Origin of the sequence: Streptosporangium sp. NPDC049644 (assembly GCF_040675205.1) — a bacterium.
In the GTDB taxonomy this organism is placed as follows: Bacteria; Actinomycetota; Actinomycetes; order Streptosporangiales; family Streptosporangiaceae; genus Streptosporangium; species Streptosporangium fukuiense.
Genome location: NZ_JBFAOJ010000067.1, coordinates 44,152 through 55,949 on the forward strand (window position 1 = coordinate 44,152; position 11,798 = coordinate 55,949).

The 11,798-nt window shown below is 67.9% G+C and carries 10 protein-coding genes and 1 pseudogene; 2 read left to right on the top strand and 9 right to left on the bottom strand.

Annotation, left to right across the window (positions count from 1 at the left end):
- Positions 1-22 precede the first annotated feature (22 nt).
- On the top strand, positions 23-613 hold the full coding sequence (locus tag AB0J58_RS30495; protein WP_364150273.1) for a TetR/AcrR family transcriptional regulator: 591 nt from the start codon (positions 23-25) through the stop codon (positions 611-613).
- Positions 614-988: 375 nt separating this feature from the next.
- Here the strand turns inward: AB0J58_RS30495 and AB0J58_RS30500 are convergent, their stop codons facing one another.
- From AB0J58_RS30500 to AB0J58_RS30540, 9 genes are all read right to left on the bottom strand, one after another.
- Entirely contained in the window at positions 989-2,323 is a 1,335-nt protein-coding gene (locus tag AB0J58_RS30500) for a DUF4407 domain-containing protein (RefSeq protein WP_364222143.1), read from the bottom strand.
- Positions 2,316-3,440: a hypothetical protein gene (locus AB0J58_RS30505; RefSeq protein ID WP_364222146.1), complete on the bottom strand. Its 1,125-nt coding sequence runs from the start codon at positions 3,438-3,440 to the stop codon at positions 2,316-2,318. Before AB0J58_RS30505 ends, AB0J58_RS30500 begins: the two co-directional genes overlap by 8 nt.
- Positions 3,437-5,467, bottom strand: coding sequence for a hypothetical protein (locus AB0J58_RS30510; RefSeq protein WP_364222149.1), 2,031 nt, complete (start codon positions 5,465-5,467; stop codon positions 3,437-3,439). The genes AB0J58_RS30505 and AB0J58_RS30510 overlap by 4 nt, the downstream gene beginning before the upstream one ends.
- Entirely contained in the window at positions 5,451-6,377 is a 927-nt protein-coding gene (locus AB0J58_RS30515) for a hypothetical protein (RefSeq protein ID WP_364222152.1), read from the bottom strand. The genes AB0J58_RS30510 and AB0J58_RS30515 overlap by 17 nt, the downstream gene beginning before the upstream one ends.
- A gap of 104 nt (positions 6,378-6,481) precedes the next feature.
- Complete coding sequence (locus tag AB0J58_RS30520) at positions 6,482-7,150, bottom strand: Crp/Fnr family transcriptional regulator (protein WP_364222155.1); 669 nt, start codon at positions 7,148-7,150, stop codon at positions 6,482-6,484.
- Between the two features lie 569 nt (positions 7,151-7,719).
- Positions 7,720-8,937: an aminopeptidase gene (locus AB0J58_RS30525; RefSeq protein ID WP_364222158.1), complete on the bottom strand. Its 1,218-nt coding sequence runs from the start codon at positions 8,935-8,937 to the stop codon at positions 7,720-7,722.
- Complete coding sequence (locus tag AB0J58_RS30530; protein ID WP_364222161.1) at positions 8,918-10,075, bottom strand: MFS transporter; 1,158 nt, start codon at positions 10,073-10,075, stop codon at positions 8,918-8,920. Before AB0J58_RS30530 ends, AB0J58_RS30525 begins: the two co-directional genes overlap by 20 nt.
- Positions 10,072-10,596: a helix-turn-helix domain-containing protein gene (locus tag AB0J58_RS30535; protein ID WP_364222164.1), complete on the bottom strand. Its 525-nt coding sequence runs from the start codon at positions 10,594-10,596 to the stop codon at positions 10,072-10,074. Before AB0J58_RS30535 ends, AB0J58_RS30530 begins: the two co-directional genes overlap by 4 nt.
- 359 nt (positions 10,597-10,955) lie before the next feature.
- Entirely contained in the window at positions 10,956-11,132 is a 177-nt protein-coding gene (locus AB0J58_RS30540; protein ID WP_364222167.1) for a hypothetical protein, read from the bottom strand.
- Positions 11,133-11,539: 407 nt separating this feature from the next.
- On the opposite strand from AB0J58_RS30540, the pseudogene AB0J58_RS30545 reads away from it, so the two are divergent.
- Positions 11,540-11,798, top strand: a pseudogene (locus tag AB0J58_RS30545) (hypothetical protein); the annotation flags it as partial.

Sequence of the window (11,798 nt, forward strand, 5' to 3'; positions counted from 1 at the left end):
CGACCATGGTGGAGGAGGGCAGGTGCCACGCATTCAGGCGGCGACCGTCGCCGAGCATCGGGCCGCCCAGCACCGGATGCTGCTCGACGCGGCCAGGGAGATCCTCGCGGAGACCGGCCGCCCACCGACGCTGACCCGGGTCGCGGCGCGCGCCGGACTGGCCCGGGTCAGCCTTTACCAGTACTTCCGGTCATCGGAGGACCTGCTCAACGCGGTGGTGGAGGACGTCTTCCCCCGCTGGTCGGCCCGGGTCGCCGCCGCGATGGACGCTGCCGCGACCCCCGCCGACCGGGTACTCGCCTACGTGCTGACCAACTTCGAGCTCATCACCGAGGGCGAGCACGCGCTGGCCACCGTCCTCGCGGAGGTCGCGCCGGGCGACACGGTCGCCGAGCAGAGCCGTGCCATGCACCAGCAGCTCCTGGAGCCGCTCGTGGAGGCGCTGCGCCACCTCGGCGTCCCCGCGGTGCCCGAGACGGCGGAGATGATCAATGCCATCGTGTTCGCCGGGTCCCGGCTGATCGAGTCCGGCACTGACCTGCAGACCACCTGGGAGTCCGCGCGGGCCCTGCTGGAGCCGTTCGTGCGCACCTCCGGCAAGACGACGTCCTGAGCGGGGCCGTCTCGTCGTCCTTCAAGGAAGTGGCCGATCCGCAGCCGCGTTGAGCGGTCCATCGACAGTGAGCGAACCGCGTCCCGCGGCACCCAACGCACTTCCCGGGACTCGTCGCTCGGCGTCGGCTCCCCGTCGACGGCTCGGCCGGTGAGCACGATGGAGAACCCCTGGCGGGCCTCGCTGTTGCTGGTGTGGAGAATCACGTCTTTGGGGCCGGTATACGTTCCGACAAGGCCGGTGATCTCACATCCGAGACGGCGGTACCCGACAGCCCGGCGAACCTGGCCCGGTACTGACGGACCGAAGGACACGTCACCCCAGGAAGTGACCCGTGGTGTCCACGGAAGGGCCCCGCGGCCGAGGGGACAAGAGTTATCGGTGCGTAGGCATCGAGCTCATGAAAGTACGGGCGAGGCGATCGATCTCGTCGTCCCTGGAAGCCTCGTCCACGCGCTGATCTCGGTCGATCCGGCCGCGTTCGGCTTTCAGCCGGCGCTCTTCCTCGCGCAGTCGGATCTCGTACTCGCCGGTCCTCTGCCGGGTGGTGAAGTTCAGTTCGGCTTCGTGGCAGGCCGAGCCCGCGCGCAGCTCCTGAGTGAGAAGGCGGTCATACTCGGTCCTGCCGTTCAGCATCTTTGAGATGATCGGCATGCAGTCGAGCAGCACGAAGATGACGCGCAACAACCAGTGAGCGAAGTCGACCATGCCGCTCTGGCCCGCGACCGTGCCCAAGGCCTCCCATCGGTCAAGCAGCCCGATGTCGGTGTAGGCCCGTTTCCTCTCCTCGACGCGCTCGGTGATCTTCTTGCTGAGTGCCGCCGCGCGTTCCGTTTCGGCACTGGCGCGATCGGCCGCGAGAGAGCCGAGCTCCGCCCTGAGTCTCGCCACCTCCGCCTGCTGCCGGGGGATGTCATGGTTGGCGGTGAAGGTGTTGAGCTCGTTGTTCCTGACCCTGCACTCGGGGCCGTTGCCGGGCACGCCCGTGGTCCAGTTCGGGATCCTGCGGCCGCCGTAGCACTCCCGGTCGCGGCGCCCCTTCAGCCTCCCCTCCTCCTTCATGTCCGCTGCCAGCCGATCCTCCGCGGCACTGAGGACGCTCTGCCTCTGCGTCATGTTGCCTTCGACGGCGAGTGCCTGGTCGCCGCCGTCGAGGATGAAATCGGCGCAGTCGACACCCGCGGGAGCCGACCCTTTGAGGGGGTTGCACTGCTTGTACCGGCTCTCCGTCAGGCTGATCGCCTGGTCGCGTTCTACCATGATCTGCCGGTCGAGCCGTTCCTGAAAGATCTTGAGAGTCAGCGGCTCGGCGATGAAGACGCCGATGACGACGGCGAGGGCGAGCCGGATCAGCAGGTTGCCCCAGCGGGACCAGCCGTCGTTGTCACCGGTGAGGCTGGTGATCAGAAATCGGTCGATGTTGGCGATGATCAGGCCCCACAGCACCGCCACCGGCAACAGATACAGCGGGGACGCCTGCGAAAGCAGTGTCAGCGCGCCCAGCAGGGAGGTGCCCGCTATGAGCGCGGTGCTGACCACGATTCCGCCGAGACTGGTGTAGCGGGAGCGTTCCTGAGGAACACTTGCGAGGATCTTCTCGTCGACTCCGGTGAACCGGCGGAGGAACATCCCAGGATCGGGCTTCTCCCGACGCCGGGGGCGCCGTCTGTGCTGCTGGGCGGCCTTGGAACCGTGGAGGATGTCAACCACGGACGTCCTCCTCCATGAAGAAGTCGTCGTCGGTGTCGCCTGCCGTCACCTCGGCATGGGCCTGGTAAGTGGGTCCTTCGAGGTGCTTCGCCTCCGCTTCCGGCTCGACTTCGTCGAAGGTGGCGAGCAGTTCCCTGCCGGTCGTCTCGTTGAACAGGCCCTGGGCGATCGCCGCCCGAACGACATCGGCCCGGGCGCGGGCCTGAACGACCTGCAGGTCGTGCTCCAGCTGGATTCCGCGCTGGATGGCGCTGTGTTCCCGGTCGCCCAGGGCGGCGTAACGTTCGGCGACCTGCTGGTCGCTGAGACCGCGAACGGTGACGTACAGACCGTCGGCGGCGCCGGGACCACTGTTGAGGAGGTCCTTGATTTTCGTGGCCTCGGTGATCTGCTGATCCCGGTCGAGGGCCGCCTCCTGCCGGGTGAAGTCGTTCGCACCGCGGCCCTTGACGTGCAGAAAATCCTGTTCATCGAGTTCGAAGTCACGATCGAGCCTGCGTTTGACGTCGCGGAGGCCATGTTCGCCCTGGATGTCGTGCAGGCTGGTCTCGTAGCGCCGCCGTCCCTGGGCGATCTCGTCGGGGGCGTACACGTTGAGGCCGGAGAATTCGGCCGTCATGCCGGGCAGCACACAGGGCACCACGGTCGTGTAGGCCTTCACCTGGGCGCGCACGAGCGTCCACAACTCGTGGACCTCGTGCAACCCGTAGCCACGGCCGAGTTCGAAGAGCTTGTGGTAGGCCTGGATGTAGGTGACCAGGTGCTCGGTGACGTCGGTCAGGCCGGCGCGCACCACCTCGATCGGCTCGTCGACCGTGCAGCGGAACTGGACCGCGACAGTGAAGTCATGGGCGCCGGAGGAGTTGATCGGCACCTGGATCGTGGTGGGGTGATCCTTGGCCACGTCCACGACGCTGACGCTGGCGGCGTGCAGCACGTGCGGCTCGTCGCCGCGCAGCAGCCGGTCGCCCAGCACGAACGTGCCGTCGTACTCGAAGACGAGCCGCTGGTGCGGAAGCTGGCGGGGGAGGCTGGAGATCGGGCGCCGGGGTTTGCTCAGGAACCCCTGCCTGGCGACAGGATCAAGAGGGATCTGGCTGATCACGGGGTAGCTCATGGACGCTTTCCGGTGGTGTCGAGGGACAGAACGGCCGGGCTCAGGAAGACCCGGAGCAGCGACAGGAGAATCTCCAGCCGGTTCTCGTCGGTGTCGCGGGAGATGGCATAACGCCGCAGGTCGTGGGCGAGTAGCGGCCGTTCCTTCGCGGGGAGCGTCTCCACGAGCGCCGCGAACAGGGCATGGACATGGTCGCGGTCATCGCCGTCGCGCTCATCGAAGGCGCAGACGGCTTCGTACAGGGCGGCCAGCGCATCCCTGCGGTGAGGGCGTTTGACGAGAACCGCGGACCAAAGTTCGGCGAGGGGGACGGCGGAACCGGGGCAACTGCGCAAATGAGCAGTGACCGTGGGAGGCCCGACGCCATCCGCGCGAGCCGACAGGACGCTCAGGATCGCCCGAATCAGCGGATCGACCGCGCGGCCGATCCGCCTGTCGTTGCCGATCTGACGCGCCAGCCAGTCGAGCATCGGCAGAGCGTTACCGGTGGCCTCGGTCAGCGCCGCGAACAGACGGGCGAGCGCGATCTCCGCATGCCGGACAGGCTTCTCACTGCCTCTGATCTGTAGCCAGAGCATCCGGACCGCCTCCAGCGGGAACCGGATGCCCAGCTCACCGGACCAGGCGAGGGTGGCGGTGAATTTGGGCCTGGCGGCGGACGCCCGCGTCCACAGGCTGACGGTACGCAGCACCTCCGGACGGGTCGTCTCGTCCAGGCACAACCACGAGATGGCCATCGCGGCGGTGGCCTGGCTGCGCATGACGCCTCTGCCACGGGCCCAGGGGGTGAGAAAAGTGCTCTCGACGTACGAGTAGTCCGAGACAGAGGCAAGAACCGCCACGCCCCTGGCGATCTCCGCCTGCGCGCTCGGGTCGCGTAGAGCCGCGCACTCATGGAGCCATTCGGTGACCGGCTCCCACAACCGCATGCCGTGTCGCCGGTACAGCTCCCGCATCACATGCGTTCGATGACTCGGGACCCTGAACTCCAGCCTGCGCCCCGGCGACAGGCTGAGAAGCGAGCCCTCCGCCACCCGAAGCAGGCGGCGGCTCGGCATCGGATCATCCGCGGAAACGGCGACCGCACCCTCGGCGCCGATACCGGCGATCGACTCCAGCCGGGCGAGCAGCGACTCGAAGCCGGCTTCCGGAAGGCCGGCGGTGAAGGCCATCGCGGCCATCTCGAAGAGCTCCCCCCGAGTACGCGGGCCGTCGAACCAGGCGACCACATCGCGCCGCCCGGCGGACTCCAGCCTGCCGAGCGCATTGCCCAGCGGGATCCCCGAGGCCAGGTCGCACGCCAGTGTCACCACGTCGGCCATGGCATGGTCGACGGTGATCCGCGCGGCCGCCTCGTCGGCGACCTCGGGCGCCACCCGGTGGGCCAGCAGGACGTCGCGGGCCGGCGGCGGTAGCCAGAGAATCCGGTCTCTTTCGGGCAGCGAGGTCGCCGTCGTCGTGATCACCAGGTAGGCCCCGGCGTCGCGCACGCGGCGCCCGATCTCCCGTACGTGGAAGTCGGCGATGCTTCCGTCGATGTCGTCCTTGGGCCAGTCGCACAGCAGATAGCCGTGAGCCTTCCGGTATTCGCGGGCGGCCAGCTTCTCCAGCGTGTAGGCCGGGCTGAGTTCCACCACCTCGCGCCGTCCCCCGACGACGTCATGGAGCAGATTGAGCGCCGCCGTCCGGCGGCCGGTGCCGGCATTGCCGATCAAGGCCACCATGTTGCGGCTGCCCAGCTGTTCGGCGGCGGCCTCGTAGGTGGCGTGGCGCACGTAGCGGGTGCGGGCCTCCGCCATCTCGTCAGCGGATACGGGTCCTGCGGTGCGGCGGGACCTGGGGCGGGAAGCCGAGATGCCGAAAGAGGCGTCCCCCACGTTGCCGTGAATGTGGTTGATGACGGTCTGGACCTGGGAGACCTGCGCGAAACCCTCGTCCGTCGCCTCGGCCTGATCGGTCAGATCCACCGGCGTGGCCGCCTCGCCGAGCAGGACGCCATCGGGCGGCGAATCAGTTTCGGATGCCAAAGTTGATCTCCTCACCGGAAACGGGAGCGGTGATCAGGTTTATGGTCATCTGCTCGGCATTGAACTGCTGCGCGAACCGCTTCGCAGTGGGGTCGACGCGCACCAGCTTCTCCAGGGACTCCAGCAGGTCGTCGCGCGACTCCGGGGTGGTCGGCCGGCCCTGCTCTGACCGGAATTTCGTGATCTTCGCGAGCAGTCTGCGGGCTCCACCGAGGCCGGTCTCGGTGCCGTAAGCGCCGAGACGTTCGATGGCGCCCCCGGCGATCAGGGCCCACAGGGTGTCCGCGACCTCGGGCAGGTTGTCCATGTCGACAGTTCCTCTCTGATCCAGGTCCTCGGAAGGAATCCACATCCAGGCGATTTCGGTGCGTTCCTTGGTCGGTACCTCCAACCGAGTGAACGACTCTGGCCGGTAGGAGGTGTGGAGCTGTCGGACGACGTCCTCATAGAGCCGATCGGTGAGGATCAGCACCAGGTCGGCGCGCGGGTTCACCTTCAGGGCGGTACGGGCGGCCTTCGCGTCGAGCAGCCGGCTGGTGGTCACCACGACCTGGCCGACGAAGCCCATCGCGCCGCGTTTCACGACGCCGTGGCCGATCGCGACGCGTATCCGCAGGCGGGCGTCGTCTCGGCGTTCGCGGTTGTGGTCGTGGAGCGCCTTGCGCACGCGGCGAACCAGGTCGTCGATGACCCGAAGCTCGCCCTCCCTTTCGGGAAGGACGATGACCTCACCGTCGCCGGCTTCCTGGCGGGCCCAGGTCTCGCGGCGCAGGCCGGCCTCTCGTGCGCCACGGTCCATGACCTGGGCCAGGCCCGACTGGATCGAGTCGTGCCGTAGGTCGTCGCCGCGGCCGTATCCCTCCGCATCGACCGCCATGACCAAGCGGCGGCTGAAATCAGAATCGAGCATCACGTCACCTTGTGGTTGCGAGAAAGATCCACCAGAGCGGTGGGGGAGATCGCCGGGGACGAGTCTGGCGAAGATCGCATCGCCTCAAGACGTACCAGTACGCTTTACCGGTAATCGGCCAGACCGACCGGGTCGATGACGAGCTTCCTGCGATGACCGGGGTCGATCAGGTCAAGTTCCTTGAAACGTCGGATGGCCTTGAAGACGGCGTCTTTTCCGGCCCCGACGAGATTGGCGATCTCCTCATGGGTGAGATCGACTCCCAGGTCCCGTTTTCCGTCCGCCCTGTCGACTCCATGCCGGCCGGAGAGTTCCACGAGCACGTTCGCGACCCGTACGGGAACGCTGAACTGGGCGAAGTCGGTTCTTCTGCGGTTGGCCCAGTCGAGCTGGTCGGCGATCATCCTGGCCAGTGCATTCCAAGCCGCCGGATGGCGATCGAGGAAGTCGGTGAACGCCTCCGCGCGGATGACGTGCACCAACATCGGACTGCACGCGGTCACCATGGCCGATCTTGGCTCTCTGCGCAGAGCCGCCAGTTCGCCGACCACATCGCCGCTGACCCGGATGCCCAATATGGCCGCTCCACCCGATTCCAGGTAGGCCGTCACCTTCACGCACGCCGTGAGCCGCTGACCTGGGACGGACCTCAGTAGATAGACCTCGGACCTCTCTCGGTCTCCTTGATATATGAGTGGTTCGCCGGCCTGCCGAGGGGAGGACGGCACGAGGCCCAGAAGTTCCTTTCGCTCCTCTGGGCTGAGTCTGTCCATGAGGGTGCCAATGGGCCACCTGACGGGAATTTGATCATTTATCACGGATCAAGCGCCTTGAGTCATCGATGTGAAGCTGTTGGAAGCTACACCCTGGAATATGTGGTGGCCAGGTTAGATGGTTATCGGCGTAGATATGTGGCGTTTGTCCGGCTTGCCGAAAAGGGTGGGGCGAAATCTCCGGGAGGGTGGAACAATATTCCTGTGATTGGCGTGATCTGGCGGAACATCAGGCATCTCCTCTGGGATTGCGCTGTTGCTCGGGACGCTTCGTCTTTGCGTACGGGAAGCCGTCGGTAAGTCGGGGTCCTCATAAAGGGTCGGCTGATGATCGCGATGGGAGGCCACACGAGACGCACCCGTAGGGCGAGGCTGTCGCGGGGCTCCCTTTCGAGGGGGAGCGTGCATCACGAGTAAAGCACATCGTGAACTCAATGCACAATAGATATTCTTGTGTCGACTGGCCCTTGGTGCGTCTGTTCGGATGCGACGCACGATCTTTCGGACGCCGGCAGTACGGGACCGGCTGGACCCGGCTCCGTGACCGGATCCGCGGACTCGTCTTCGACTCAGACCTGCCACTCGTCGCCGCGGAGCAACTCGATCGCGCCGCCGTCGTGCCCGATCCCCGTGACGGTGACGTCGGGGCCGCCCACCATGAAGTCGACGTGCACACCGGAGATGTTGACCCCGGCCGCCTCAAGCCCGGCGGCGTCCCGTTCGCGCAGGTGCTCGGGCACGCCCGGAGGCAGGCCGGCGCCCCAGGCCAGATGGCAGGTGGCGTTCTCGTCCAGCAGGGTCTCGAGAAAGGTGAGGCCCGATCGCCCGACCGGCGACGAGCCGTCGACCAGGGCCAGCTCGCCCAGACGGGCCGCGCCCGCGTCGGTCGCCTGGTGGGTGCGGACCACCTCGGCGCCGGCGCTCGCCCTCACCTCCGTCACCACCCCGGCGGTGAAGGTCAGCTCCAGGTCGCGAATGACGTTCCCGTTGAGCGCGAGTGGCCGCGTCGAACGGACGGTGCCCTCCACCCGGCGGTAATCAGGCGTGGTGAACACCTCCTCGGTGGGGAGGTTGGCCTGGAAGCGGTGCCCCCGCACGGATTCGAGGCGCGCCGCGGTCCAGTGCGCGTCCGGGAGCAGGCCGACGGTCAGCTCGGTGCCCGGCCCCTCGAACCGGACGGCGTCGAGCCGCATCCCGTTCAGCACCTCCGCGCGGCCCAGCAACTCGGCGATCCGCTGCTCCCAGGCGGCACGGGGATCGGGCCGGTCCAGGCGCAGTATCGGGCGCAGATGCTGCCAGAGGCGGATTTCGTCCGGCTCCCCGAAGACCGCGCGCGCCCATTCCGCGGTCGGGCAGGGGACCATCGCCCAGCGGACGAGGTTGCCGAGCTGCAGCCGCTGCCTCGACGTGAGGTACGGCATGCGGTCCAGGCCCGCCCGTACCGGGTCCTGCCCGGCGAGGAGATCCGGTGCCGCGGCGCCGCGGATGTTGAGCAGGATGCCGCAGTGGCGGGCCAGCTCCTCGTTGCGCGCGTCCAGCCAGGCCGGGACCTCGCTCAGCGTGGCCGCGTCCGCGTGCTGGACCCGGGATCGCCTCGCGTAGGGATCGAAATACCAGATGTCGGCATAGCGAGCACCTCGGACGTATGCCGCCTCGGCCAGGGCGCGGGCGAGCGGGGCGTGCTCGATCTCGGCGTTGATCAGCACCCGGTCGCCGGCGACGACCGGTACGGCGACGTCGAAGACGACGTCGGCGTAGCCGGCCAGCTCAGCGGTGGGAATGGTCACGGCTGTCTCCTTGGGGTGATGTCCTGCGGGTCTTGCGAGAGCGGGAGAGGAACAGCAGCGGCGCCAGGGCCGGCACGCAGCCCGCGACGGCGAAGCCGTAGACCAGGCCGGACGACTGCACGATGGCGCCCAGCGCGAGCGCGGCCGTCATGAACCCGAGATCGAAGAACGCCGTCGTGGTGGCCACCGCCGAGCCGCGCCGCGCGGCGGGCAGACCGGCCACCGCCATCGTGAGGAACGCGGGAAGACCCAGTGCCTGCCCGGCGCCGATCACCGCCGCGGCGGCCAGCGCCCCGGTCACGGACGGCCAGGCGACGAGCAGGGCCAGCCCGGCCGCGGTGACCAGCAGTGCCGCGGTCGCCGTCGCGCGCGGGTCCATCCGGTTCGTCCATCGTTGGCAGCCGAGCCGCACGGCGAGCAGCACGCCGCCGTAGACGAGGAAGTGCGGGCCGCTGCCGCTCCCGCCCAGCGCGGCGACGTGCAGCGGGAGGAAGGCGCTGAAGGCGGTGTATCCCCACACCGACGCCCAGTACGCCAGCCCGGGACGCAGTCCCGCGCGATGCAGGAGCGGCCCGGCCTTCCTCGTACCGGCCGGATCGCCGGCGACGACCGGGCCCGCGGGCAGGAACAGGCAGGCCACGAAGGCCGCGAGGGCCACGGCTCCGGACAGCGCCCATACGGCCCGCAGGCCGGCGACGGAGTGGCCGGCCTCGGCGAGCGCCGGTCCGGCGAGCAGGCCGGCGTTGACCGCGATGGAGAAACGGTTGATCGCGGCGCCCGGACGGTCGTGATCGCTGGCCGCGGCGGCCAGGCCGACGTAGGTCAGGGCCTCCCCTGCTCCCGCGACCGCCCGGCACGCCAGGAACAGCGGCAGCGACTCGACCATGAGCACGGCGAAGGAGGTGATCGCCAGCAGCGCGGCGCCGGTGCAGGCCGCCGTCCTGCGGCCGCGCCGGTCGGCCAGCCGACCGGCCGGCGGGCGGAAGAGCACGGCGCACACGGCGGTGATCGCCAAGCAACCGCCGACCAGGCCCGGCCCCTGGTTCAGCGGGCCGGTGACGTACTTGGGGATCGTGGGGATGAGCAGCCCGAGCGACAGGAAGCACGCTCCCGCGCACGCCATCAGCGGGCGGGTCATCGCACGTCGTCGAGTTCCAGCAGGATCGCGGTCATGCTCACCTTGACCCGGTCGCCGGAGCGGGGCGGCCCGGCCTTGTCGTGGGCCAGCGCGACCGCCTGCTCGATCAGCCCGACGATCTCCTCCCACACGGTGCGATCCAGCCATACCTCGGCGTCCATGGACATGCGCTGCAGCTTTGTCTGGGCGAGGCGTCGTGCCAGGTCGGTGCTGAGCGCCTCGTGCACGAGCTGCCGGCCGTTCGCGCGGTCCAGCCGCGCGCCGCTGGAGGGGTCGTAACGGTAGATCCGGCGGGGTCTGCCCTTGCCGCCCGGCGACGGCCGCTCGTCCACCTGTTGCAGGAAGCCGGCCTCGGCCAGCTGGCGCAGGTGGTAGCTGGCGGAGGCGTGGGCGATGCCCAGTTCCTCCGCGACCTCGGTGGCCGACATGGACGTGCCGGTGAGCAGCGACACGATGCGGATCCGGAGCGGGTTCGCCAGCGCGCGCAGTGGCACCAGGCCGTCACCATTTTCCCAAGACATGTTGGGATTATGACATTTCCAACATGTCTTGGGAAAGGGGTGGCGGACACCGCCTTGGCATCCCGCCGAGTTCGCGGTGCCGGGTGGTGACGGGACGGCATGACCGCCGGGCGGACGAGGGCCAGGGCGGCGAACCGCCCGGATCATTTCGAACGGCGGAAACCACCGGCTGAAGCGCCGTGTACTCGTCGAGGACTTCGAACGGCATCCGGTGACCGGCAGGTGAATGAAGTCGGCGCCGATCGTAGCGGCCGTCGACATAACGGATCGCGGCTCGGCGGGCCCTCGCCCGGCCGGCGAAAAAATACCACCTCGGCCATTCGTTCTTCAACGCCGAAAAGAACGATTTGGCCGTGGCGTTACCGTGACATGCGCCGGTACAGCCGGCGGGCCTCCAGATGTGCAACCTCTTCGGCGATACCGAATTCATCGGACGTGTGGTTCGAGCCCTTGTCGGAGTGGAAGATCATTCCCTTTTCAATGGTGAAGTTCCATACCGCCTTCTCGATCACCTCGGTGCGGTAGTGATCGGCCATCGTCCACCCCGCCGCAGCTTTCCCTTGGGATTTTGCGGCCCTATCGAGTGATTTGTCCGGAATCTCTGGAGTGCCTCGGCCCTACTGGGAGGCCGTTCTCATGTCAACCCACCCCGGTGCGCTTTTTCTGATCGCCTGCGCCATCGGGTCGGTGGAGCGTCGATAAAGCCGCCGATTGCCGACGGACCGGAAACGCTTTTACGTCTGATGACAACCCCCGGCCCGCCGGTCCGAATTCTGCGCACAACAAAAAGTGGTAGCGATATTGAAAGTCCGGTCGTGGAGGCACACACTCGGCGTTGAGAAGGCCACCCCAGATTTTTGGAGCCGCAATGAACCGAGCCGTAATCGGAATTCACGGGCGTAGAAAATCGACGCTTCGGCGCCTCACATCCGCCATCGTCGCGATGCTCGCCGTGGCATTCCTCTGCGTGCCGCCCGCCGCCGCCCTCGCGCTGCCGACACCAAAGGATCTGACCGCCTTCCTCGACCTCGAATGCTTCAAGACCAACCCGTACCAGCCGCCCGCCACCACGCTCACACTGCGGCACATCAACCCCGTGCTCGGCAACCTGCCGATCGAGACCGTCACCCTCGGCCAGCGTGAGCAGCTGTGCGTCCCGGTCGCCAAGAACAACCAGGCGCCGCCGTCGCCCGCGCTCGACT

Bases quoted from the DNA above. Each gene is read 5' to 3' on its own strand.
- AB0J58_RS30505 (WP_364222146.1), bottom strand. From the start codon at position 3,440: ATGAGCTACCCCGTGATCAGCCAGATCCCTCTTGATCCTGTCGCCAGG.
- AB0J58_RS30515 (WP_364222152.1), bottom strand. From the start codon at position 6,377: ATGCTCGATTCTGATTTCAGCCGCCGCTTGGTCATGGCGGTCGATGCG.
- AB0J58_RS30520 (WP_364222155.1), bottom strand. From the start codon at position 7,150: ATGGACAGACTCAGCCCAGAGGAGCGAAAGGAACTTCTGGGCCTCGTG.
- AB0J58_RS30530 (WP_364222161.1), bottom strand. From the start codon at position 10,075: ATGACCCGCCCGCTGATGGCGTGCGCGGGAGCGTGCTTCCTGTCGCTC.
- AB0J58_RS30535 (WP_364222164.1), bottom strand. From the start codon at position 10,596: ATGTCTTGGGAAAATGGTGACGGCCTGGTGCCACTGCGCGCGCTGGCG.
- AB0J58_RS30540 (WP_364222167.1), bottom strand. From the start codon at position 11,132: ATGGCCGATCACTACCGCACCGAGGTGATCGAGAAGGCGGTATGGAAC.